Here is a 24,366-nt window from a genome sequence, read left to right as displayed (position 1 = left end):
ATGTTGGATATGATTATCCGCCAGGCACGTACACTCAATGAAGAGATTTTCGATATCGGTATCCAGCAAGGGAAAATTTGCCAGATCGCAAAAACGATCGAAGAATCCGCACAAAAGGAGTGGACACTTCTTCCGAATCAGTATCTTTCGGCAGGCTGGATTGATGATCATGTCCATTGTTTTGAAGAAATGAGCTTGTACTATGATTATCCCGATCAGATCGGTGTGGCAAAAGGTGTAACGACAGTAATCGATGCGGGGACTACTGGCGCCGAAAATAGCCATCGTTTCTACGAATTTGCACAAGCAGCCAAAACGAATGTCTTTGCGCTTATCAATATTTCAAAATGGGGCATCGTCGAACAAGATGAATTAGCCGATCTTTCTAAGATCAAGGGGGATCTGATCACAAAGGCCCTAAATGAATTTCCTGACTTCATCGTGGGGTTAAAAGCGAGAATGAGCAGGACGGTGATTGGTGAAAATGGCATCACTCCATTGAAATTAGCCAAAAATATCCAAAAAGAACACCCAGGCCTACCATTGATGGTTCATATTGGTTCAGCACCACCAGATTTAGCTGACATTTTGTCTTGTTTAGAGAAAGGTGACGTTCTGACCCACTGTTTCAATGGCAAGGAAAATGGTATTTTAGATCGTCAGTCAAATACCATCAAATCGTTTGTTTTTGATGCTTATGGCAAAGGTGTTGCTTTTGATATTGGTCATGGTACAGATAGTTTCAATTTTTCGGTGGCAGAAAAAGCCTATGCCGCCAATTTGAAAGCTGCTTCTATCAGCACCGATATTTATATACGTAACCGTATGAAGGGTCCGGTATATGATTTGGCTACTACTATGGAGAAATTAGCCGTTGTCGGTTATAGTTGGCAAGAAATCATCGAGAAAGTAACATTGGCACCAGCTCGTCAGTTTCAACTAAAAGGAAAAGGTGCGATCGAAGAAGAAATGGATGCTGATTTCACGATCTTTGAATTCAAAGAAGCAGCCAAAGTACTGATTGATTCAAATGGGAACAAGCGAAGTATTGATCGACAGATCATTCCGCTAAAGACTATAATTGGAGGACAAGTATATGACATTGAACCTGACTAAACTTGGCTTGAAGCAAGTCATCAATGCTTCTGGTAAAATGACGATTCTCGGTGTTTCTAAAGTGAGCGAAGGTGTCTTAACAGCCCAACGCTTTGGTGGGGAACACTTTTTTGAGATGAGCGAGTTAGCAGTCAAAACAGGGGCCTATTTGGCCAAACTACTTCAAGTTGAAGATGCTCAAATCGTCTCTTCAGCTTCTGCTGGAATTGCTCAATCTGTGGCAGCAGTCATTGGACAAGGCTCATCATTCCATCTTTACCATCCTTATTCAGAAAAGATTCAGCGTCGAGAGATCATCTTGCCGAAGGGACACAATGTGGATTATGGCACACCTGTTGAAGTGATGGTTCAACAAGGTGGAGGCCAAGTTGTTGAGGCAGGCTATGCCAATATGTGCTCTGTTGACCATATTGCTCAGATGATCAGTCCCCAGACAGCTGCGATTCTCTATATCAAAAGTCATCATACAGTACAAAAAAGTATGCTTTCAGTAAAGGAAGCTGCTCAAGTCGCAAAACAGTCGGGCATCCCTTTGATCGTGGATGCGGCAGCGGAAGAGGATCTTTTCAGGTACATCCAGGAGGGTGCCGATTTAGTGATCTACTCCGGAGCCAAGGCTTTGTCTGGGCCAAGTGCTGGTTTAGTGATCGGTCGTAAAGAACTAATAGAATGGGTGAGACTGCAATCCAAAGGCATCGGGCGTTCCATGAAGATCGGTAAAGAAAATATGATGGGGCTTACACAAGCAGTAGAAGAGTATCTGGCTGAAGGAAGCGAGTCTGGCGCTTCCATGAAGCATCGTTTGGAACCCTTCATCTCAGCGCTCAATCAAATTATTGGCTTGTCTGCAGATATCGTCCAAGATGGTGCAGGGCGAGACATTTATCGCGCCCGGGTTCGGGTCCAAAATGGGCCATCGGCGATGGAAGTGATCCAGAAATTAAAAGTAGAAGAACCAGCCATCTACACGAGAGAATATCAAGCAAATCACGGCATTATTGAATTTGATATTCGGGCAGTCACAGAAACTGAAATGCATGTGATTGTCAATCGATTAAAAGAAATCATGAATCCGGAGGAACCAAAAGAATGAAAAAATCCCCGACTTATTTAGAAGATCGAATTTGTTTAAACGTTTTAGCTAACTCAGTGGAAAACGCCAAAGAATGTTTTGAAGCAGCCGAAGGGAAAATCTTATTAGGCGTTCTTTCCAAAAATTATTCCACGGATGAAGCAGCGATTGAAGACATGAAAAAATACCAAGCAGAAATAGAAAATGCGTTATCAGTTGGTCTCGGTGCCGGTGATCCGAATCAGAGCGAGATGGTCTCTCGAATTTCTGCTGTGTTGCAGCCGCAACATGTCAATCAAGTATTCACGGGAGCTGCAACATCTCGGGCGTTGTTAGGACAAGAAGAAACTATTGTTAATGCATTAGTTTCTCCGACAGGCAAAGTCGGCTTTGTCAATATTGCCACTGGCCCGTTAAGTTCACAGGAAGAACCCACTGAGGTTCCTCTTGAAACGGCGATTGCATTACTCAAGGATATGGGCGCTAGTTCAATCAAATATTTCCCTATGAAAGGATTGGCGCACAAAGAAGAATATCAAGCGGTAGCAAAAGCTTGTGCAGCTCATGACTTTTATCTTGAACCGACCGGTGGGATTGATTTGGATAACTTTGCAGAAATCTTGCAGATTGCTGTGGATGCAGGAGTCAAGAAAATCATTCCTCACGTGTATAGCTCGATCATTGATTCAGAGACGGGCGATACCCGTCCGGAAGATGTGAGACGATTACTGAAGATGATGAAAGATTCATTGAAGTAAGAGTGAAGGAGGAATTGTGATGCGAATCGGTGCATACGGTGAAGTCATGCTGCGCTTGACACCGCCTGAATATCGGACATTAGAACAAACCCATTCGCTGCGGATGGATTTTACAGGAACGGGCGTAAATATTTTAGGAAATCTGGCGCACTTCAATCTTTCAGCATCCCTATTGACGAAAGTACCAAAAAACCGTTTGGGTGATGCGGCCAAAGCGAATTTGCGAACTTATGGTATCAAGACAGAATTTATTGGTCAGGCACACAATCATATCGGCAGTTATTTTGCTGAAGTTGGTTTTGGCGCTCGCCCCACCTATGTGACGTATCAGAACCGCCGCGGTAGTTCATTTGGGGTTTCCGGACCTGCAACTTATCCCATCGCTGAATATTTAGAAACGATCGATCTTTTACATATTTGTGGTATTTCGTTGAGCTTGACCGAAGAAACGTGGCAAACCGCGATAACATTGGCAAAACAAGCTACTTTGAAGAACATCAAAGTTTGTTTCGATTTTAATTTTCGTCCCAGTCTGAATTTGGAAGAAGGACAGCGAGAAATCTTAAAAAAACGTTACGAAGCGATTCTGCCTTATTGTGATTTGGTATTTGGGTCTGTACGAGATTTGCACGGTCTTTTGGGATTTGGTGAGCAGCTGCCTATTGATGGACTAGAGGAACAGCAAATCGTTCAGGCCTTTATGGCGCAGTACGGGATTGAATGGTTTACAGGAACCAGACGGATAGCCAGTGAAGACAAACAGTTTATCAGCGGGATGATCTACACTAAAGAAGAAACTGTTGAAACTGCACCTCAATTGTTACAAGTGCTAGATCGAATCGGTGCAGGGGATGCATATGCAGCAGGTATTCTTTTAGGATATGCCGAGAAATGGCCACTAAAAAAAACCGCGGATTTTGCTATCACCAATGCTGTATTGGCCCATACGATGTTAGGAGATGTTCCCTTGATTACACGGGAACAAGTAGAGCAAGTGCTAAAGAATCCTGGGGTAGATTTATTTCGTTGAGTATTATTCGCTAGGATATACAAAGCACGCGTAAACAATAATAAATCATCCAACAAAGTGCGTTTGATGGCGAATCAGTGACTGCCGTCAAAAGGGCTCTTTGTTGGATGATTTTTGTTTTATTCGACAGGTAAGAAGACGAACAACAAGTGAATGGATTGTCGAGGGGGATATCAAGCAGTCGTTTTCATTGATTATTGATTCAGGTAGCGTTCGGCTTTCTTCTCAGGAATCACCCAAAGAAGTAGAACGAGACTATCGAGACTGATCACAAAAAGCGGATGAATCAACCAGCCAAGGAGCAATGCCACAATGTTGACAAAAAGAGTAAAGGTTAATTTCTGATAGCGTTGAAATAGTTTCCTAATGGTTGGATTATTTTGGCTTTCCCGGCTTAATGCCCGTCCTAACAAATAATAGCTAAAATCAGTCAAGAAAATCACAGCACCATAGAGCATTTGAGGAGCGAGGGACAGCGGGTATTGACTGACCCATGAAGTAACAAAAGGAAAAAGCGACAACGAGAGTATCAGCAAATGATTGGCCCATAATGTCCATCCATCAATATCTTCTGCAACTTAAAAGAGATGATGATGATTGTTCCAATAAATGGCCAGCATCACAAAACTGATCAAATAAATGATAAACTGATGTTCGATGCCTAGAAACGCTTGAAAGGTATCGTTTTTTGGTTGGTGAAGTTCTAAGACCAGCAAAGTCATCACGATAGCAATCACTGCATCTGTAAAGGCCTCGATTCGGTTCTTTGACATAACATGCTCCTTTCAGAATAGTAAATCAGTGTTAGTTTACGTCAATAGATACGATTCGTCTATCAAAGAGAATTGCAATAAAAAAAGGACAGTGATATAAGATCAAAGCTAACTCAAAAGGCAACGGTGAGTATGCCTTTGTGTCTGAAACTTCTCATTGCGAGAAGCATTAGCAGTATCTTATTTCATCGTCCTAATGGATTATTGTTTGACAGTGAATGTCAAATCAAATTGAGAAGGATGGATGTAACGAAATTTTGGTCCTTGGCTATCGTCGATGATCAATTCGATCAATTCGCTGTTGATTTTTTTGACCTCAGTGATTTGATGCCCTTGGTCGTCACAAAGCTCAATCACCGCTTCTGGATAAATTGATTTGAGCTGATTGTATTTTGTGATAAAGGCGTTGACGATAGCAGCAGACGCAGTCAAGTCAGTATATTCTGGCATATTCTTCCTCCTTATTTAGTAATCAGGAATGAGTGGATACGTTTGTCTAGTTAGACTCTTTATCTAAAACACCATATAAAAATAAATCAATGGCCTGATAGAGTTCAGTTTTTTTCTCTGCTGAATCTAAGTATGAAGCAATGAGAATAAACATTTGGCTGACAATAAACTGGTAGGAAAGTTCGTTTCGTAATCGTAGTTCACTTGTTTGAAAAAGGCGAATAAATGGTTGCTGATAGTTTTCTTTCCAAATCAAGTAGAGTTTTCTGGCGGTTTCTTCAGAGACGGTATGTTTGATATCATCCATCATTAAGTAGAAATTGAAAGGGTGACGTTTTTGCAGAAATCGAGCCATCCGTTGCAGTTTCTCTGCTAAGGAGTCATTGGGATCATTAACGATCTGATATAAGTTTTCAGATACATCTATCGCTAACCGCGCAAGAACACCGTAATAAATATCTTCTTTTCTTTTGAAATGATAATACAAATTAGGCTGAGTAATGCCTAACAACTCCGCGATTTGTCTTGTTGAAGTTCCTTTATACCCTTGTTGCATGAACAACTGTTCAGCCACGTCTAAAATCTCATCTTGCATTATTTTCACTCCGGTTGGTTTTTATCTGCTGTTTTACAGAACGTAATAAAAAAGCTTTTCTTTGGATAGAGACAGCATTTTTTTTGAGAAAAACCTGGTAATTTTTCTCACGAATGACCGTCAATAGTTCGCGATAGATCAATAAAGCAGCCATAAGCGCTTCCTGGCAGTCTTCATCGATCTGAGGCATCATGGACAAGGCTTCATCGTACAGTTTTTCTGCTAGCAGAGCTTCAAACTCCCAAAGCTGGATAAAGGATTCAGTGACCTTTTTTTGTCTGAGGTGTTGAATGGTAATCTCAAACCGCTGCATCGTTTCTTTTGGTAAATAAATTCGATTCATCGCAAGATCTTCCCCAATATCCCGGAGAATATTCGTTCGCTGCATAGCTTCCCCTAGCTTCTTGGCCGGTTCTTGGATCTTGCCTGCCTGACTAGATAAAATCGGCAGCAACATCAACCCGACACTTCCAGCAACAAAGTAGCTGTAGCTACTCAAATCAGCCTCCGTTTCAGGTGGCTGAAAATTTAGATCCATCCTCTGTCCTGCGAGCATATCATAAAATGGCTGGAACTTTAAATCATATTTCGCAAAGACAACAGAAAGAGCCCGCCATAAAGGGGTATCCAGAACCTTTCCGCAAGCCATTTGTCGTAATCCGTGTTCTAGTTCATTTAATTTAACGATGTCTTGATAACGATCGATGGCATCATCTGCTTGCCGACAAAAGGCATAGACGGCAAACACGGAACGTGCTTTTTCTGGGGGTAATTGCGAAAAAGCACTGTAGAAACTTTTCGAATGTTTTTTGATGATTTGCTCGCAATAAGCAAAGTCTTCCTTATATCGTTCAAAAAGCGTGCTTTCCTTATTGATCATCTTTTAGTAACTCCTCTACGGCAAGCTTTGCACTTTGCATCACGATTGGGACACCGGCTCCTGGGTGAGTGCTGCTGCCACAAAAATACAAACCTTCTGCGTAAGAAAACTTATTATGAGGACGATAGTAATTGCTTTGAGATAATGTCGGTTTCAATCCGAAAGTCGCCCCGTTATAAGCGTTGTAGTGGTCTTTGAAATCTTGTGGTGTATAGTAGGTTTCAAAAACGATATGCTCATCGATATCATTGAAAATCGTTTTTTCTTTTAGCGTGTGGATAATTTTGTTGCGGTAATTCGTGATTGTATTAGGTTGCCAATCATTAAACTTGGACAGCTCGGGAACTGGCACCAACACATACAAGCCTTCGTGACCCTCGGGTGCTAGTGAGGCATCTTTCAATGTGGGACGATAGAGATAAAAGGAAGGATCTTCTGGCAAAACACCAAACTCAAAAAGGTCATCGACATTTTTTTTGAAGTCTTCGGCAAAGTAGATGCTATGCAAGCCATTGGCTTCATATTTTTTATCCAGCCCTAGGTACAAGAGAAAACACGAACAAGAATAGGCCATTCGGCTGATTTTTTTATTGGTGTATTTGCCCCGATTTTTTTCATTAGGAATCAATTCTTGCATCGCATAAGGAAAATCAGCCGCACAGACAATCGCATCTGCTGAATGGATGTGCCCATTTAGACGAATCCCTGTTGCTCGCTTGTTTTCAATGATCAATTCTTCGATCGGTGAGTCATAATGAATCACGCCGCCTAATTCTTCAAATAAGCGAGCCAGCGAAGTCGCTAATGTATATATACCGCCTTTGATGAAATAGACGCCATAGAACAACTCGATCATAGGGATGATCGTATAAAGAGAGGGCCCTTGATAGGGAGAAACCCCGATATACAATGTTTGAAAGGCTAGCGACTTGCGCAAGCGGTCATCTTTAACAAACTTTGAGATCGAAGTGTAGGCATCGTTGAATGTTTTCAATTTCATTCCTGCCCAAAGGGATTGAGGATTATAAAAATCCCAGAATCCTCGAAACGATTTAGTGATGAAAGCTTTTTTTGCAATCACGTAGCGTTTATAAATATCTGCCAGAAAGGCGAAATAACCTTGGGCATCTTCTTCAGAAATCCCTTCTAATGTTTTAGTGAGTTCAATCAGATCATTGGAAAAGGTGAGAGGTGCTTCATCAGCAAAGTAGAGCTGCAGCATAGGATCAACCTTTTCCATCGGGATATAGTCATCTGGATCGACACCGCATAGTTCAAAAATCTCGCGATAAATCTCCGGCATCATAACAATGGTCGGGCCGACATCAAATGTAAAACCAGCTTGCTTGATTTGGTTCATTTTGCCACCGGGCTGGCTTTCTTTTTCGTATAGTGTGACCGCATAACCTGCTTGTTGCAATCTGACAGCGGCGGATAGTCCTGCGACACCGCCGCCGACAACGATAATTTTTTTCATGAGAACTCCTTATCAAATATTTCTTGGCTTCAGATTAATCGTGTTGTGTTTTTGTGTGTTCTTTTTCCTTTAAGACACCGTCTTCCATTACAAGCACCCGATCACAATAATCAGTTAGTCGGGTATCATGGGTCACCATAATCGTCGCTTTATTTTTTTCCTTTGTTTCTTGCGCAAGAATTTTGACTACTTCATAGGCTTTTTCGGAATCCAGACTGGCTGTTGGTTCATCCGCCAAAATAATTGTTGGGTCATGATACAAAGCTCTAGCGATCGCCACCCGTTGACGTTCACCACCGGAGAGATCTTCGGGGTATTTGTTTTGCAATTTATCGATTCCTAATTGGGTAAATAAATCTTGGGCAGATTGGGTTTTATTCTCTTTGCTGACTTTGTCGACTAGTTTCAGTTGCTTTTTAACGGTCAAGAATGGGACAAGATTGGAAGCTTGAAGAATAAAACCGATCTCTTTGAATCGTAATTTGGCCCGAATTTTTTCTTTCTGGTCACTAAAAGGCTGATCGTTGATCAAAACTTCACCAGCTGTAGGTGCTTGTAATCCTCCCGCAATAGTTAAAAAAGTACTTTTACCTGAACCAGAGGGTCCAATGATGGCGACAAATTCTCCTTTTTCAACGGAAAAGTTTGTCTCTTTCAAAGCCTCAATCATCGTATCTCCATCTTTGAAGGTTTTCTTCACATCTTTAAATTCAATGGCACTCATTTTTATCCTCCTATCCAATAGCTTTCAATGGGTCAATCTTAACAATCGTTCTTACTGAGAAGAAAGCACCGACAATCGCAATCAAAATCATCAACACACTAATACCTGCAAAAAAGAGGCTGTTTACTTGAAAGGGCACAGCTTGCGGCAAGACCAACGCCGTTCCGATCGTCGCCGCTAATCCTACCAATACGCCCACCGTTGCTAAAAGGAAAGTTTGTGCGATGACAGAAAATGCGATGTAACGACTAGAAATTCCTTGTGCCTTCATGACACCAAAAATATCAGATTTCTGCATAGTCAAGACATAAATAAAGATCCCGATAACGATGGCAGCAATGACGATCAAGAAGCCGATCATAAACCCAAAGGTTAGCACTTGAGCACTATAACCAGGCAATTCATTGATGAAATCACTAATTTTGGTTGCTGTTAATTCATCCGGTACTTCTTCAACTGTTCCTCGCGTAACGATGGCATTGATGCGGGCTTTATCGCTGGTATCTTTTGTTTCAAAGCGAATTTCTTGATAGGCACCAATCGTCGTGTAGAGAACAGGTGCGACATTGAAGCGAGCATTTTCTGTAAAGCCGACGATCTTCAGTTTCTTTTCATTGCCGGCTAATTTGACGGTATCGCCGATCTTAATGTCGTATTCCTCTTTCAAACTGCTGTCAGCAACTGCCTCATCGTCGTTCGCGAAAAGTTCGCCTTCCGTGAGTTTAGGAGCCAAGAATTGATCTGGTTCGATCCCAAAAAAGCTGACATCAACTTTTTCACCACCGGATTCCCTGGTGATCACACCCGCAGTTTGAGCCAATACAGCTTTCTCATCTGCTTTGACTTCATCATAGAGATTACGAGGGATCATGGACATATTCAAATTGTTATTCGCTTCCTCGGCTAATAAAATCTCTGATGCCGACCATTTATCGACAGCAGTTCGGTTTTCTTGGGCAAGACCATAGGCTAGCCCGGTCAAGAAAAAAACTAAGTAAGCGATCAAAAACATGACACCGGTAACCAGTGCATACCGCAATTTAGAATGGCGGATTTCATTTATTGCTAAAAACATACAACTTCCTCCTAGAAATTTTATCATGTGATAAAATCAAGTTACCACATTCTTATTCAGCTGCAAAATTTATTGCTTTGGCATGGATTCTTCCTTCCTGCAAAGATCTGACAGAAAAGCTGAAAAAAAGCCTAGGAAAAGCGATAGAACAAAAATCCTGATACCTGGCAATCCATAGAGGAACCAGGAAAAAACTTGCAAGAGTGAACAATGCTTCGTCTCCTAATCACAATTAAGCGTTTCGTTTGAGTAGGAACAATCAATCCTGATAGACTAATAGTGGATATTTTTATGGAAAGAGGAGATAGAAATGAAACAGTATGTGCGTTTTGGTGTGATGATTTTAGTATCGACGGTCGTGATGTTTGGGATGATGTACCTGAATGTTTTTCAATGGGATCATGTCTTTTATAGTCAGACTCGATTATTTATGGCGTTGATGATGGGGGCCGTGATGGCGATGATCATGCTCTTATTTATGTGGAAAATGTACGAAAATAAGAAATGGAATCTAGCGATTTTAGCTGTCAGTGTACTCGTATTCTGTGGTTCACTTTTCATGGTGCGCTCCCAAACGGCTGTTGATGATGTGAAATGGATGAAAGCAATGATTCCTCATCATTCGATTGCCATTTTAACCAGTACCAATGCGGCCATCAAAGATCCTGAGGTCAAAGAACTAGCGGATGATATTATCCAAACTCAAAAAGAAGAAATTGAAAAGATGAAAGAAATGATCGAACGACTAGAAAAATGAAACAAAGCCGGATCTTGACGTCTTAGCTCAAGAAGTCGGCTTTTTCATTCGTTGTTCATAGCAATCAGAAAAAGCGCTGTTAAATTTGATCGGATCTGTGAGCATTTCATGGATCTCTGCTAAGCCTGCGATATTTTTTGAATAGCCGAGCCAAAAGGTCAAGTGATGGTGGGGACCGTATTTTTGCTGAATGTATTCAAATGCCTCTTGGCAAAGATTATCAGGATCAGAAAGACTCTTTTTTTCGATGGCAAAGTAAATCGTGCGTTCGAGAATCCGATAAAAATCAAGATCACGATCAGCTTCTGAAATGATTTTGCCATAGATGGATCGTGGCTCATAGGAGAGGGAAGCACGATGATCTTCGACGGCTTCTCCGATTATTTTACGCTGTTCTTTGGTAAAGTAATCCGCCAAAAAAGCATCTGATTCTACCATAGATCTTGAAGCGCGTTCATGATTTTTTCGTCCTTTTAATAGACCAAGATCATGAAAGACAGCAACAGTAGAGGCAATGTCTAAGTCAACCGATAATGGGGCAGCGATTTCTATACTGTTTTCGAGCACTTGATAGACGTGCTCAGGGGAGTGACTTGTGTCAAATTGCTTGTATTGTGGAATGATTGTTGTTTCTAAATAATGCATTAGCTGTGGGTTGACCATCAAAAACCTCCATTGGCTCATTTCTTGTTTAGCAGACAAAAAGTCATCACAACAAAAGTCAATGCTTTATTAAGAATCAAAGCATTGATTTTTGTTGAATCAGCTACTTTCAGTTTAGCAAATAGGACCTATTGATAAAAGAGTCATCGCGATCAATTTGCTAGGAGGGGGTAAGTGAGAGAACACCATCTAACTTTTGGACGATTTCGTCTCGAAGGTGGTGGGTAATAAACAGGACGGTTTGCGGTTGTTGCAACAGTAATTTCTCGATCTTTTTAGCATTTTCTTGATCAAGATTAGAGGTTCCTTCATCAACTAACAAAATAGGTTTTTTCCATAGGAAGCCTCTAGCTAGTGCAAGACGCTGCAATTGTCCCCCTGAAAGATTACCACCTGTTTCGGTAAGAACTGTGTCTAACTGCTCAGGTAGTTGTTCAATAACTGCAAAGAGTTCCGCTTTTTTTAGCGCTTGCTCGATTTCTTCATCGGGAAAAAATTGTCCTAATGTCAGATTCTCGCGAATCGATGCTTGATAGACAAAGGGACGTTGATCAATAACTGTCACATTGTCTTGCAATTCTTCTAAAGGGAATTCTTTTATTTCCGTTTCTCCCAAGCGGATCGATCCGCTATAGTCTTTGCGCCGTCCAGTCAACAAACTGAATAATGTTGACTTGCCTGAGCCGCTTTCCCCCACGATGGCATACTTTTGTCCAGCTTTAAAAGTGGTTGAGAGATTGAACAACATTCGTTGCGGTTTTCCATCGGTCGTTTGATAACAATAAGAAGCTTGTGCCAACACAAGATCTTTTGCATCGTTTGTTTTTTTGCTGGGTAGCGAAATCTCATGCGCTGGCTTCTCATAAGCAAATGCATCGAATAAAGGGAATGTGCCTTGTATTTTTGACAGATAGGAACTGATATTTCCTAATGTATTAAAAATTGTCGAAGCAAGATTTCCTGTTGCTGTAATCGCTCCGATGGGAACGATTTGCAGAAAAGCCAAGTAGCCAGTAAAACCTAAGACACTCAATTGACCAGTCACATTGCCAATTCCGCCAGTTACAGAGACAGCAGCCATCACTTGTGCTTGTTTTAGCTTTGCAGACTGGATTCTTTGTGCGGAACCCAAGAGTTTATTTTTAAGAAAATCAAGACGCTGGAAATTTAGGAAAGTATCAAATCCAGCTAACAGTTCGTTGGTTTTACTCAAAAAAGCTTCATTTGCCTGGGCGGTAGCGACAGCTGATTGTTTCATCTTTTTTTGGAAGATTTTCGGCAACAAAAGCAACAAACAGGACTGACCTAAGGTGAGCACGATCAATGACCAATGAAATTGGGCTAATGCGATAACGGCAAATAGTGAAGACAATACACCTTGCATGACCTGATAGATATTGGCGAAGCCATCTGTTTCGATCATGGTTATATCGTTACTCAATTTTGATGCATAGTTGCCTACGGTAACTTTGTGGAATGTCTGATAATCACTGTATCGTAGCCGAGTCAATAATTGATCTCGCAAATAAAGGGACATCTTCTGAGATGTATAGGCTGTATAACGGATTTGCAAATAAATAAACATCAGGAAACAACTATAGGCTAAGACCATCCCTACAACACCTTGGATAAATCCTTTTTGATCGAATTGGATGAGACTGTTTAGAACCTGCACATTTTGCAAGCTGGCTATCGTTTGTGAAAGTGCGACTCCTGCCATTAAAAGCAGGACGACTCCCTGATTTTTCCAATGTACCAATAACACCTTTTTCATTATTTTTTGCTCCTTTCTTATTACCTTTCTTGATACCTTTATTGTAAAAGGGTAAAGTAAAAGCGAAGGAATAATTACATATATGTAAAGAGGTGCTGTGAATGGACTATGGAGCGACATTTAAGAAACTGCGTTTAGAAAAAGGGATTACTTTGAAGGAAGCATGTCAGCAAGGGATATCAAGTGCACAACTTTCACGTTTTGAAAATGGAAAATCAATGTTGACGGTCGATCAGTTTTTTACATGCTTGCAAAATATCAATGTGACGATCGAGGAGTTTCAATTTGTTGGGAAACAGACTTTTAAAGACCGTTTTGAAAAGTCTATCGAGCAGATGCAGGAGTATCTTAATACGAATCAAGAAGAGTCGGCTCGTTCGTTGGCACAACGTTTTTTTGCTGAAAGTCAGAGTCCGTATGATTGGCCGCAGTTTTTAGGCTGTTTCATTGAAGATGTACTCAATGCAGGAAATAATCGTCCATTCATTCATTCTCAAAAAGTACTCAGCTATCTCCAGCAAGTCAATAATTGGGGTGAGATGGAGTTGCGTTTGATCAGTATTTTTACCTTTGCATTGGACACAGAACAGATGGATCTATTACTGAAAAGCATTTTGAAAAAAGCCAAGCTGTACCAAAGTGTTCCGCAAACCAATGCCCTTTATTATGATCTGTTGGAGAACTTTTTTTCTAAATATGTGTTTCACCGCAATCTTCCAGCAGCCAGAAAGATCCAGAAACTGTATCGGCAGAGTCTGGACGAACGCACAATTTTATTGCGCCCCAGAATCACCTATATTTTTAACCAAGGAATTCTTTTTTATCTGGAAAAACAACCAGAACAGGGCAATGGATGCTTTGACCAAGCAATTTCTTTAGCGAGAATTTTTTATCAGAAGGAAACCGAACACTATTTTGAGAAGCGGGCCAAGAATTGGCGGGAAAATTATCAAGATACGAATTATCGTGAGCTGACGATCAATCTGAATTTTTTTAATTATTAAAAAGGGGTTGACTTGGAGTTCACTCGAAGGCGTATGCTAGAAGTATCAATCTTAAGGAGGAACGACAATGGATTATGTAAAGTTTGGACATACTGGATTAGAAGTCTCCCCCCTTTGTTTAGGGGCAATGGGCTTTGGTGATCCGAAAAGCGGCTTTCATGAATGGGTATTGGAAGAAACGGAAAGTCGAGAAGTCATCAAAAAAGCCCTTGATCTAGGAATCAATTTTTTTGACACAGCGAATATCTATTCCTATGGTGCCAGCGAAGAAATATTGGGAAAAGCGTTGAATGATTTTGCCCCACGAGATGAAATCGTCGTCGCAACCAAGCTCTATTCTAAAATGAAAAAAGCCCCCAATAGCGGTGGGCTTTCACGCAAAGCGATCTTTTTTGAAATTGAACAAAGTTTAGAACGATTACAAATGGACTATGTAGACCTCTACATTATTCATCGCTGGGATTATACAACACCGATCGAAGAAACGATGGAAGCACTTCACGATTTAGTGAAAACAGGGAAAGTTCGCTATATTGGTGCCTCAGCAATGTACGCTTGGCAATTTGCCAAAGCACAGGCGGTTGCAGATAAACATGGCTGGACCAAATTTGTTTCCATGCAAAATCATTTGAATTTATTGTATCGAGAAGAAGAGCGGGAAATGCTCCCCCTTTGTGATGATCAAAAAATTGCGATCACACCCTACAGTCCATTAGCTGCCGGTCGTTTGACTCGTGATTGGGATGCACAAACGAAACGTTTTGCGACAGATAAAACAGCACAATCAAAATATGATCAGACTAAAGAACAAGATCAATTGATCGTTCGCCGTGTGGCAGAGATTGCTGAGACACGTCAAGTCAAACGAGCACAAGTGGCCTTGGCATGGCTATTGCAAAAAGAATCAGTCGTGGCACCAATCATTGGGGCGACAAAAGAAAGTCATTTACTGGATGCTTTGCCAGCCATTGAGTTGAAGCTATCCACAGAAGAAGTTGCTTACTTAGAAGAACCTTATCTTCCGCATGCGGTTGTAGGCGCCAATTGATTTTACTAGAGAAATATCGTAGGAATAGCAGGAGGAATCTATGTGAATATCAAAAAAATAAGTGAACTTAGCGGTCTTTCTGCAGATACGATCCGCTACTATGAAAAGATTGCCCTTCTACCACCAGTCAAACGCAATGCTCATGGTGTTCGAGTCTTTGATGAAGAAGATCTCAAGTGGATCGAGTTTACCAGTAAGATGAGAAAAGCAGGACTTTCGATTGAGTCTTTGTCAACCTATTTGGCGTTATTTCGTGAAGGGAGTCAGACAGTTCCTCAAAGAAAACAATTGCTAGCAGAGCAAATCGCAGCGTTGCATGAACGAATTGCAACCATGACAGAAGCGGTAGAACGATTGGAATACAAATTGGAACATTATGATGACCACATCATTCCTGCTGAAGCTCGGTTACGCAAAGAAACGTTTACGAATTAATTTTGCAATTACACGTAATCCCTTTTAGGATACAGCCGAAATAGGAAAGAAATCGTATGACAAAAGTAATGATTTTCGGTACCCAAGATCTTCTTCTGTTATCAGAAAACAATTATTAGCGAGAGACGAGACGCTTGTTTTGTACGTGCCAAAAAAGAATCAGACGACATTGCTTGATCCTCAACGAGAAAGCATGTTTCAAGGTGATTTACTAGATCTAGGCAGGATCTTGCGAGGAATGATTAGTTGTGAAATCGTTTACCTTTGTGAGATGCCTGAGCCACAAGTCACCTGGCGAATCATAGAAGCGATGAAACTACTTGACTTAACCCGAATCATTTGCCTGGTGAAACCAGAGGAAAGCTTCCTGTCAGATCAAATCCCGGAAACAAAAACGACGCACAAGAAAGCTCGAAGCAGTCAAATGACATTATCTATTCGGATGATTGAAGAAGCGATGTGTGACTATACGATTTTGCATCTTCCTGCTTTTTTTGCATGAGTGTTCACCTGAATCTGATCTGCAAACGAGCAAGGACAATCAGATAAGAGAAGTCGAATTACAAGTAGCAGATCTACTTGCGCAAATCAGTGAGCAGCCAACCTTCTTGGCTAAGAGAACTTTGTTTATTTCGAATCATTTGTTATAAAAAAATCCGTTGAATTAAATAAAGGTTGTCGTTTTAGCGATTACCAGAAGAGTCAAATTTTTCATAGCGACATGAAAAATTTGACTCTTCTTTCTGCTGCTTTTTTTGTTAAAATGGCAGCAATATCAAGAAGATCAATAGATTGAAATACAGAAAGGAAACAGGTGGATGACTATCAAACGAATAGGCTTGATTTCATTAGGGGTGTTATGGATCTGTATTGCATTGAACTTCTTTCTTTTACCTCACAGCATTGCCTCGGCCGGGGTGGGCTCAATCGGGTATCTTATAGAAACAGGATTAGCCATTGATCGCCATCTGATTGTCTGGGGAATCAACTTGATTATGTTAGGACTAGCGTTTCTTTTTTTAGAGCGGAAAGTCTTTATCAATACCGTCTTTGGAAGCCTGTTGTTTCCTGTCATATTAGCATGGATTCCTGAATGGATGGTTTGGGAATTTTACCCAGCCTCTTTGATTCTAGGAAGCTTCTTCTTTAGCTTAGGGATATTTACCCTTTACTGTATCGGTGCATCCAATGGGGGAGTCACGATCCCACCGTTGATTTTTGAAAAATATTTCGGCATAAAAAAAGCAGTCGGGATCTTCTTGACCAATACAACGATCATTGTTTTGAACTTTCTGGTCTTTGGACTGAGAGAAGCGATCATTTCTGCTTGCTCGATCTATCTCATTGCTTTCTTTATGAATATCTTGCTCAAAGGGCAGCGTCAATTTGTCAAAAGAAAGGAAGCAAAGGAGTCCACACTTGCATCCGCTCCTGTCAAAGAAAAAAGAACGGCTGGATGAGGGAACCTCTCTTCGATTCCCTTTGTTGATAATCGCGTTCGCGAAGAGAGATTGAGATTACTGTCGGGACTAAAAAATATCACTTATTCAAAATAACAGCCTCTCTGACATCAATTGTCAGAGAGGCTGTTATTTACTACTTCCCAGAAATAATCAAATTAGTCTAAAGCTTTCTTTTTTGAAAAATCGAACGACTAATGATTAATGACAAAAACGATCCGACTACAGCTATCAGAACAGCTGGTAAGAAGTCCATCAGCTCTGAATTTCCTTGAATATAAGCAATTGTCTGGCTGGACAATGAATAAGGATTGATCTTTTGGAGAGATTCAAAGAGACTGCCCAATACGCCAATACCATAAAAAGCAGCTAAAAAGAGTAAGACTTGGTAAACATTTTTAGCAAATGCGGAGCTTAACAGCAGTAAGCTGATTGACAATAGCCCAAATAACCAATAACTAAAACCCGCACTGATAAGATGATGGGTCAAAGAGTCATTGAAATAAATTCTTGTATAAAGAAGACAAATGAGAAAAGCGGCAGCATAGAAAAGTGTCCAAAGGAAATAAAGATAAAGTGTTTTTGCTAAAAGAATCGTTTGTCTTGGCAATCCCTTTGTGATTAGATTGATCAGAGTTCCTTGCTCAATTTCCGCACAAATCGTATCCGCAAAGAGTATCACAAAAACCAAGAGACCCAATGAACCGATATTGCCATAAAATTGCATCCACGAATCGACAGATGTCGGCGTGGAAACAGTGATTTGGATCCCATCTGTCACCATGGAAGAAAAGATATCCGGCATTATTTTTGCCAGAAAAGGCGAGAGCATGCCCACCATCAGAAAAATCACTCCACAAATGATGATCTTTTTATTCCGCCAGCCGCCTAATACTTCTTTTCTTAAAAAAACTGTTAGCTGCGTCATTTAACTACCTCCAAATAGATTTTTTCTAGCGAGGATTCATTTTTTTGGAAGAGTAAGGGGACCAATTCATTTTCAGCCATGAGTTGCAGCACTTTTTGGCCTTGTTGAAAAGTTTGATTTTCTGGAATAATCAGTTGATGTTTTTCCCTCGTCCAATTAATCGCCGCACCTTTCGCGAGCTGACAGAAGTGCTCTGTTTCTTGTGAGCTGGCAAATTGAAGAAGATAATCTTCTTGGCGAAATTGTGTCTTTAATTCTTCCATTTCACCAAAGAGTTTGATCTTTCCCTGATGTAAAATCGCCACGTAATCCGAAATTTGTTCAACATCCGATAAAATATGTGAAGAAAAAAGAACTGTCGTTTCTTGTTTGATGGCAAGTAAAAGATCTAGAAAGGCTTTGCGTCCCAGCGGGTCCAGCGCAGAAGTCGGCTCATCACAAATCAATATTTCTGGTTTTGACAATAAAGCTTGTGCAAGACCCAGCCGTTGCCTCATCCCCCGTGAGTAGCTGCTGATTTTTTTGGTGTTTTTTTCAAGATTGACCAGCTGAAGAATCTCATCGATTCGGCTAGTCAGCTGTTTGCCAAGACCGCTTATTTTTCCGCAAAAATTCAGGTATTCTGTTGCGGTCATGAAAGAATAGAATTGGGGAACATCCGGTAAGTAGCCTATCTTACGGTTTGTTTGAGCATTTCCATAGACAACTGGCTCATCGCAGACCGTGATCTGCCCACTATCTGACTTTAGCAAGCCTAAAATCAGCTTCATCGTTGTTGTTTTACCAGCACCATTTTCCCCGACAAAGCCGACAACACTCCCTTTGGGAACGACAAAAGAAATGGCATCTAGAATTTTTCTTTCGCCAAAAGACTTAGATAATTGATTGATCTCAATGACGTTCATTCTTTTTCTCCTTTCCCAAAAGTGAAATACAAAATTGGTCCAATAATACTAATCAAACAAGAAACAAGTATCCATAACGTGCGGTTGCCGAATTTAAAGTGTTTCTGTTTAACGATATCTAAAACAGCAACAAGTATCAACCCGAATTGCAAAAGTGCTAATGGGATCAGAATGGGTAGATAGTCACCAATATTTTCTGGAATGCTCGTGGTCATCATCGTGTTTCCTCCTTTCCATGAGTGTCATCTGCAGTATGGGCGGCTACTGCTTGCAAGCGCTGGAATAATTCTGTAAATGATTGTTGATCTTTGAAGGGCTGCAATAGGGGTGATTCAAGAATCAGCCCTGTCAATTGTTTTTTTACCATATTAGAACTACGGGGCATCTGATTTCCAAGTTCCAACTCATCAATCCAACTTTCGATCTGATCAAAGTACGCATCACCATGAAGGAGATAAGGATCTTCTGTTTTTTCCAGCAATGAGACATAACGAGTCAAAGCGCAAAGCAAGCGGGCACTATTGCCTTGTACAGCAAAAGTGGTCAAACAGGCAGCCAAAAAATTGAGCATAATGACTGGATGTAGTCTGGATAAGTCAAATGTTTCACAAAAGGCCAGCCCTCGTTGGTAAGTTGCTTCCATAGCTTGGGGTTTTTTGGTCAGCAAAAGCGTGTAGTTAGTCAACAGACTGAGTAAAACTGTGACATATTGATAAATGGCACTTTGAAGAACAGTTTCTGCGGCTGAGCCATCTGCCATTTGTTGGTGCGCAGCTGCAATCAAAGATTCCACTGGCAAGAAAACGGGTGTCTTATTTCCTAATACACCTAAAATGTCCTCTGCCTGACCAAGCATAAGCATTGAATAGGCTTCATAATAGCTAGCTTGTTGCAGGAGGTCAGCGGAACCGTTAGTTTTGACTAATTCAAATAATTTAACCGCCTCTTGTAAGTAATACTTTCGTTGATCCTCAACAGTTTTCTCATTATTTGGTACTTGTTCTGTCCTAGTAACTTGAGCTGGAATAGGCAACAGATCCCAATGATTCAGATAAAAAAGTCCCATCTGCATCAGAAATGGATAGCAGGAATAATAACGGCGAATGAATCCTCTCAGCATAAGTAACACGTCATCAGCGGATTTAGTTTCAAACGAGTCTTTCAACAACTGGTAAATCCGCTTGATTTCTTGAGTTGTTAGCTGAGAATTGATCACTAAAAGATCATCGACGCTGCAATCAAAGAAAGCAGCCAAGAGTGGCAACAATGTAATATCTGGATAAGATTGGCCCGTCTCCCATTTAGAAACCGAGGCCTTAGAAACACTCATAAAATCAGCTAGCTCTGTTTGAGTGATTTGTTTGTCCTTTCTTCTCTTAGCTATTTCCTGTCCAATTGGTAATTCCATGACGCACCTCCATTGAATTGGCTAACTTTATTGTAGAACAGGAAAGAGAGGAGCACAATGGAGAACAAGTTAACTTTTGATTGATAAAGTTAACCATGGGTTGATAAAGAGTAGCAACACTCTTTTTTCTTGTTGTAAGACGTATTTCAGTGTTTAATGAAAGAAAACGAGGTGAGGGTTCGATATGAAAGTGATAGCAATGATTGACTCATTTAAAGGGAGTGCTACCTCGGAAGAATTAAATCAGGCAGCACTTAAAGGGTTTCCAGTACAATGGGAAAAAGAATCAATCCCCATCGCAGATGGTGGAGAAGGAACAATGGCTGCGTTATTTGCTGCCTATGGAGGACAGTATAAATCCGTAACAAGTGTCGGTCCCCTAGGAGAAGAACGAGTAGTTTCGTATTTACTGACAACAATCAATCAAAAGCGAATAGCGATTATTGAATGTGCAGCAATCATCGGTATCCAATTACTTGATCCTTCAGATCAAACAACCAGACAGGCTAGTTCCTACGGGCTAGGTCTTTTGATCGCAGATGCAATCAATGAAAAAGTAGCACAGATCTATGTAACGTTAGGTGGCAGTGCAACAACAGATGGCGGACTGGGTTTACTGGAAGCATTAGGTGCGGAACTAATGTATCAACCTGCGGCAGATGCGCGCAATCCTTTGTTGACCATAAATTATTTTTCGATAACAGCAGTGCAGAAACTGCTTTCTGGTATCGAACTGTTGGTTTTAGCAGATGTAACTAATCCTTATACTGGAGCTGAAGGATTTGCAACTACTTTCGGACCTCAGAAAGGTGCTTTACCTCAAACGGTACAGGTATTGGAGCAGCAAGCAAAAAAAGTAGCGTATTTCGTGCAGCAAGAATACCAAATTGATTTAAATGGGATCGCTGGAACGGGTGCTGCTGGAGGTATCGGCGGTGCGACGGTCTTACTAGGGGGACAGATCTGTCCTGGATTTATGACCATTGCGAAACTGTTGAAATTAGAGACTAGAATCAGTGATGCTACGTTGATCATCACCGGTGAAGGCCGTTTTGACCGTCAAACTGCAGCCGGAAAAGTGCCATTAGGTGTGGCCAAAATCGCACAGCCCCATGCTATTCCAGTTGTTGCATTGTGTGGGCAAAGGGAGCCTGATCTAGGAGAGATCGGTCAGTATTTTGCTGGTATTTTCAGTATTCAACCAGGCCCACTTCTTCTTGATGAAGCAATGAAAAAAAGTGTAACGCTCGCAAATATGGCAGAAACCGCACAGGCTATCGCGATGTTTCATGAAAAAATCACAAGAGCGAATCATGGTGATGGTGGAGGAAATGGATCTTTCTAATAGAGCATTTTTTTAATGGGCATTTTTTTCATATTAGACTGAAATAATCGACCGTTTATTTTTAAGAATCCCCCCTATACTTATAGACAAGCGAAAGCTAAAAAGACATTAGGGGGAATGACAATGAAGTGGTATCAAATTTCAAAAGAACAATTGATGAAGCAGCTACAGTCCGATCGTCAGGGACTTTCAAATAAAGAACGTCAGGCACGGTTAGAAGCAGATGATGCAAATCGCATTGCAGAAAAAGTTCAAATCAAAACTTGGCAAAAAATCGCAAAACATTTTACGGATTTGTTGATGATCGTGTTGATGGTTGCTGCAGCTTTAAAGGCTGTTACAGGTGATTATGTAGAAAGTGGTATCATTCTTCTAGTTGTTATCATCAACGGCATTGTGGGTTACTGGCAGGAACGAAAAGCGGAAGAATCTTTGGACGGCTTAAAACAAATGATGGGCCAAGAAGCCGTAGTCATTGTGGAAGGACTGCAGCAAACTGTTGCCGCAGAGTCGATCGTTCAAGGAGATTTAGTCTCATTGAAGGCGGGCGATGTCGTACCAGCGGATATGCGATTGATCGAAAATCATGGATTGGTCGTAGAAGAGTCGATCTTAACTGGAGAATCTGAGCCAGTCAAGAAAACAGAACACGTCATCACAGAAAACAGTATTATTGGAGATCAAAAGAACATGGTCTTCTCTGGTACACGTGTTCAAAGTGGGTCAGCTATCGGTGTGGTAGTAGCAACTGGCGACGAGACAGAAATCGGTAAGATCAATCAAGCTTTGCAGTCAGTGAAATCACAAGAGACACCGTTGGTAAAGAAAATGCATCAGTTGAACAAGCAGATTTTTCGCGGTATTGTCGCGCTGATTCTCTTCTTAATTTTCTTTACCGCATTCCGGTATGGTCTAGAACTAAACGTGTTGTTTTCCTCAGTGATCGCGTTAATCGTAGCAATGGTTCCGGAAGGATTACCAGCTGTTTTAACCATGATTTTGTCAATGGGTGTCAAAGAAATGGCAGATCAGCAAGCAATCATCAAGACGATGCCGTCGGTGGAAACGCTTGGTGCAATGACAGTCATTTGTTCGGACAAAACAGGAACGTTGACAAAAAATGAAATGACCGTTGTAGATACTGTCACTGTAACCGAAAAAGAGCAAGCGCTCATGTACGATATCATGGCAAATTGTCAAGATCTGAAACAAGATAGTTCTCAGCGGGCAGCAGATTTGCAAGGTAATCCTACTGAGCGGGCGCTGCTGCAGTTTGTGGAGACTCAGGAATTACCCTTGCAACAAGTTGCAGCAAAAATTCCTTTTAGCTCTACTTACAAGTACATGGCAACTTTGCATCCTTTGCAAGAGGATCAATCAATCTTATATGTAAAAGGCGCTCCAGAAGTTTTGCTAAATAAAAGTCAGCTATCAGAAGATCAAGTATCCTATTGGCAGCAAGCGGCTTCTGAGCTAGCACAGAAAGGACAGCGGGTCTTAGGGTTCGCATACAAGACAGTTCCAGCATCCAGTCAAGTTGCTCATGAAGAAGTCACTGATTTAGTCTTCATAGGTCTTGCAGGAATCATTGATCCGCCAAAAGACAGTGCAATCAAAGCAGTGAGAGAGTCCTTACAAGCGGGGATCAGAGTCAAAATGATCACAGGAGACCACAAAGAAACGGCGCAAGCCATCGGCGAGCAAGTCGGGTTGAAACATACGAAGAAAGTTCTTGAAGGATTAGATATCGACCAAATGACCGATGAGGAGTTGGCACAGCAAGTCAATCACGTGGATGTTTTTGCTCGGACGACGCCAGAGCACAAGCTACGAATTGTGACCGCTCTACAAAATAATGGTGAGATCGTAGGTATGACCGGAGACGGTGTCAATGATGCTCCCGCCTTGAAAAAAGCAGATATCGGGATCGCTATGGGGATCAAAGGAAGTGAAGTAAGCAAGCAAGCAGCCGATATGGTTTTGGCAGATGATAACTTCCATACAATCGCGAATGCAGTCAAAGAAGGGCGACGGATCTTTGACAATCTGAAAAAAACCATCAACTTCTTTTTGCCAACAGCATTAGCGCAAGGATTGATTGTCATTTTTGCTCTCTTGTTAAATCGCCCATTACCTTTGACTCCAGTTCAGATCCTCTGGGTCAATATGGTAACAACAATTACATTGTCTTATGCACTAGGATTCGAAAAAGCGAGTAAAGATGTGATGGATCGGCCGCCACGTCCAGTCAATGAAGGAATTCTTTCCATGTACAGCATGTTCCGAATCGTCTATGTTTCTCTACTGATCATGATTCCTGCTTACTTTTTGTCCATGCAATTTGAAGGGCAAGCAGTCCAGCAAACGATTCTCCTGCAGAACATCGTATTAGGACAAGCAGTATACATGTTGAATTGTCGGGAGCTTTTAGAGCCAGCATTGAACAAGAGTATGTTCCAAAATCGGGCACTGTTCATTTCTCTAGGAATCTTGGTGATCTTGCAAGGAATGGTTCTGGTGTTGCCAGTTGCGCAGCAACTGATTGGGACAACTACATTGACGCTTGTACAGCATCTTAGTATCGCGGTAAATGGCTTCTTACTCTTTGCGGTGGTTGAAGTTGAAAAGCATCTAATGAAGCGGCGCGCCAATCGGCAAAATACAAAAACAACCAATGAATTAAGCTAAG

General features: G+C 41.2%; 24 protein-coding genes and 1 pseudogene. 12 read left to right on the top strand and 13 right to left on the bottom strand.

Translation table 11 applies throughout. The annotated features are described in order from the left end of the window. From DVW06_RS07690 to DVW06_RS07675, 4 genes are read left to right on the top strand one after another with little or no spacing between them, the layout of a single operon-like run. Nucleotides 1-1,116, top strand: a complete 1,116-nt coding sequence (locus DVW06_RS07690) for an amidohydrolase/deacetylase family metallohydrolase (RefSeq protein ID WP_137264535.1) — start codon at nucleotides 1-3, stop codon at nucleotides 1,114-1,116. Then, a complete protein-coding gene (locus tag DVW06_RS07685; RefSeq protein ID WP_117474395.1) occupies nucleotides 1,097-2,209 on the top strand; it encodes a DgaE family pyridoxal phosphate-dependent ammonia lyase in 1,113 nt (370 codons plus the stop codon). The genes DVW06_RS07690 and DVW06_RS07685 overlap by 20 nt, the downstream gene beginning before the upstream one ends. Continuing rightward, nucleotides 2,206-2,946, top strand: a complete 741-nt coding sequence (dagF, locus tag DVW06_RS07680) for a 2-dehydro-3-deoxy-phosphogluconate aldolase (RefSeq protein WP_021149981.1) — start codon at nucleotides 2,206-2,208, stop codon at nucleotides 2,944-2,946. Before DVW06_RS07685 ends, dagF begins: the two co-directional genes overlap by 4 nt. A 16-nt stretch (nucleotides 2,947-2,962) precedes the next feature. Then, entirely contained in the window at nucleotides 2,963-3,976 is a 1,014-nt protein-coding gene (locus DVW06_RS07675) for a sugar kinase (RefSeq protein WP_034704280.1), read from the top strand. 194 nt (nucleotides 3,977-4,170) lie between these two features. On the opposite strand, the pseudogene DVW06_RS07670 reads toward DVW06_RS07675, so the two are convergent. The 7 genes and pseudogenes from DVW06_RS07670 to DVW06_RS07640 all read right to left on the bottom strand — a co-directional run bounded on the left by DVW06_RS07670 (nucleotide 4,171) and on the right by DVW06_RS07640 (nucleotide 9,950). Further along, nucleotides 4,171-4,749: pseudogene (locus DVW06_RS07670) on the bottom strand (TMEM175 family protein). A gap of 201 nt (nucleotides 4,750-4,950) precedes the next feature. Beyond that, nucleotides 4,951-5,199 carry a hypothetical protein gene (locus DVW06_RS07665; RefSeq protein WP_005471087.1) on the bottom strand — a complete coding sequence of 83 codons (249 nt, stop codon included), beginning with the start codon at nucleotides 5,197-5,199 and terminating at the stop codon, nucleotides 4,951-4,953. Nucleotides 5,200-5,245: 46 nt separating this feature from the next. Further along, nucleotides 5,246-5,794, bottom strand: coding sequence for a TetR/AcrR family transcriptional regulator (locus DVW06_RS07660; protein ID WP_137264534.1), 549 nt, complete (start codon nucleotides 5,792-5,794; stop codon nucleotides 5,246-5,248). After that, entirely contained in the window at nucleotides 5,784-6,674 is an 891-nt protein-coding gene (locus tag DVW06_RS07655; protein WP_096710641.1) for a phytoene/squalene synthase family protein, read from the bottom strand. Before DVW06_RS07655 ends, DVW06_RS07660 begins: the two co-directional genes overlap by 11 nt. Further along, a complete protein-coding gene (locus tag DVW06_RS07650; protein WP_137264533.1) occupies nucleotides 6,664-8,151 on the bottom strand; it encodes a phytoene desaturase family protein in 1,488 nt (495 codons plus the stop codon). Before DVW06_RS07650 ends, DVW06_RS07655 begins: the two co-directional genes overlap by 11 nt. Before the next feature lie 34 nt (nucleotides 8,152-8,185). After that, the gene (locus DVW06_RS07645) at nucleotides 8,186-8,875 is read right to left on the bottom strand and encodes an ABC transporter ATP-binding protein (protein ID WP_029486667.1); all 690 of its coding nucleotides are present in this window, start codon (nucleotides 8,873-8,875) and stop codon (nucleotides 8,186-8,188) included. Nucleotides 8,876-8,885: 10 nt separating this feature from the next. Then, nucleotides 8,886-9,950: an ABC transporter permease gene (locus tag DVW06_RS07640; RefSeq protein WP_029486668.1), complete on the bottom strand. Its 1,065-nt coding sequence runs from the start codon at nucleotides 9,948-9,950 to the stop codon at nucleotides 8,886-8,888. Nucleotides 9,951-10,260: 310 nt separating this feature from the next. On the opposite strand from DVW06_RS07640, the gene DVW06_RS07635 reads away from it, so the two are divergent. Beyond that, nucleotides 10,261-10,707, top strand: a complete 447-nt coding sequence (locus tag DVW06_RS07635; RefSeq protein WP_137264532.1) for a DUF305 domain-containing protein — start codon at nucleotides 10,261-10,263, stop codon at nucleotides 10,705-10,707. Between the two features lie 27 nt (nucleotides 10,708-10,734). Here the strand turns inward: DVW06_RS07635 and DVW06_RS07630 are convergent, their stop codons facing one another. Both DVW06_RS07630 and DVW06_RS07625 read right to left on the bottom strand, forming a co-directional pair. Next, nucleotides 10,735-11,370: an HD domain-containing protein gene (locus DVW06_RS07630; RefSeq protein WP_096710638.1), complete on the bottom strand. Its 636-nt coding sequence runs from the start codon at nucleotides 11,368-11,370 to the stop codon at nucleotides 10,735-10,737. Between the two features lie 160 nt (nucleotides 11,371-11,530). After that, complete coding sequence (locus DVW06_RS07625; protein ID WP_003126148.1) at nucleotides 11,531-13,144, bottom strand: ABC transporter ATP-binding protein; 1,614 nt, start codon at nucleotides 13,142-13,144, stop codon at nucleotides 11,531-11,533. Between the two features lie 101 nt (nucleotides 13,145-13,245). Between DVW06_RS07625 and DVW06_RS07620 the strand changes: the two genes are divergently transcribed. From DVW06_RS07620 to DVW06_RS07600, 5 genes are all read left to right on the top strand, one after another. Then, nucleotides 13,246-14,148 carry an Rgg/GadR/MutR family transcriptional regulator gene (locus tag DVW06_RS07620; RefSeq protein ID WP_003126149.1) on the top strand — a complete coding sequence of 301 codons (903 nt, stop codon included), beginning with the start codon at nucleotides 13,246-13,248 and terminating at the stop codon, nucleotides 14,146-14,148. Between the two features lie 67 nt (nucleotides 14,149-14,215). Continuing rightward, nucleotides 14,216-15,196, top strand: coding sequence for an aldo/keto reductase (locus DVW06_RS07615; RefSeq protein WP_003126150.1), 981 nt, complete (start codon nucleotides 14,216-14,218; stop codon nucleotides 15,194-15,196). 42 nt (nucleotides 15,197-15,238) lie between these two features. Further along, on the top strand, nucleotides 15,239-15,631 hold the full coding sequence (locus DVW06_RS07610; RefSeq protein ID WP_021149964.1) for a MerR family transcriptional regulator: 393 nt from the start codon (nucleotides 15,239-15,241) through the stop codon (nucleotides 15,629-15,631). A 145-nt stretch (nucleotides 15,632-15,776) separates the two neighbouring features. Beyond that, on the top strand, nucleotides 15,777-16,133 hold the full coding sequence (locus DVW06_RS07605) for a hypothetical protein (protein ID WP_161569478.1): 357 nt from the start codon (nucleotides 15,777-15,779) through the stop codon (nucleotides 16,131-16,133). A gap of 316 nt (nucleotides 16,134-16,449) precedes the next feature. Continuing rightward, nucleotides 16,450-17,091, top strand: coding sequence for a YitT family protein (locus tag DVW06_RS07600; protein WP_003126154.1), 642 nt, complete (start codon nucleotides 16,450-16,452; stop codon nucleotides 17,089-17,091). 163 nt (nucleotides 17,092-17,254) lie between these two features. Here DVW06_RS07600 and DVW06_RS07595 read toward each other — a convergent pair whose 3' ends face one another. The 4 genes from DVW06_RS07595 to DVW06_RS07580 are packed head-to-tail and all read right to left on the bottom strand — an operon-like array spanning nucleotide 17,255 to nucleotide 20,332. Next, a complete protein-coding gene (locus DVW06_RS07595; RefSeq protein WP_003126156.1) occupies nucleotides 17,255-18,019 on the bottom strand; it encodes an ABC transporter permease subunit in 765 nt (254 codons plus the stop codon). Beyond that, a complete protein-coding gene (locus DVW06_RS07590; protein ID WP_029486674.1) occupies nucleotides 18,016-18,924 on the bottom strand; it encodes an ABC transporter ATP-binding protein in 909 nt (302 codons plus the stop codon). The genes DVW06_RS07595 and DVW06_RS07590 overlap by 4 nt, the downstream gene beginning before the upstream one ends. Further along, entirely contained in the window at nucleotides 18,921-19,142 is a 222-nt protein-coding gene (locus tag DVW06_RS07585) for a PLD nuclease N-terminal domain-containing protein (RefSeq protein WP_003126159.1), read from the bottom strand. The genes DVW06_RS07590 and DVW06_RS07585 overlap by 4 nt, the downstream gene beginning before the upstream one ends. Further along, nucleotides 19,139-20,332 carry a helix-turn-helix domain-containing protein gene (locus DVW06_RS07580; RefSeq protein ID WP_041119647.1) on the bottom strand — a complete coding sequence of 398 codons (1,194 nt, stop codon included), beginning with the start codon at nucleotides 20,330-20,332 and terminating at the stop codon, nucleotides 19,139-19,141. Before DVW06_RS07580 ends, DVW06_RS07585 begins: the two co-directional genes overlap by 4 nt. Before the next feature lie 184 nt (nucleotides 20,333-20,516). On the opposite strand from DVW06_RS07580, the gene DVW06_RS07575 reads away from it, so the two are divergent. Continuing rightward, nucleotides 20,517-21,677: a glycerate kinase family protein gene (locus DVW06_RS07575; protein ID WP_003126161.1), complete on the top strand. Its 1,161-nt coding sequence runs from the start codon at nucleotides 20,517-20,519 to the stop codon at nucleotides 21,675-21,677. Between the two features lie 123 nt (nucleotides 21,678-21,800). Continuing rightward, nucleotides 21,801-24,365, top strand: coding sequence for an HAD-IC family P-type ATPase (locus tag DVW06_RS07570; protein ID WP_137264531.1), 2,565 nt, complete (start codon nucleotides 21,801-21,803; stop codon nucleotides 24,363-24,365). The last annotated feature ends 1 nt before the right edge of the window (nucleotide 24,366 follow it).

Source organism: Enterococcus sp. ARL09-542, assembly GCF_005234805.1.
GTDB classification, from domain to species: Bacteria; Bacillota; Bacilli; order Lactobacillales; family Enterococcaceae; genus Enterococcus_D; species Enterococcus_D gallinarum.
Note: the sequence above shows the minus strand (reverse complement) of the source record. Positions and strands in the feature narration are given on the sequence as shown.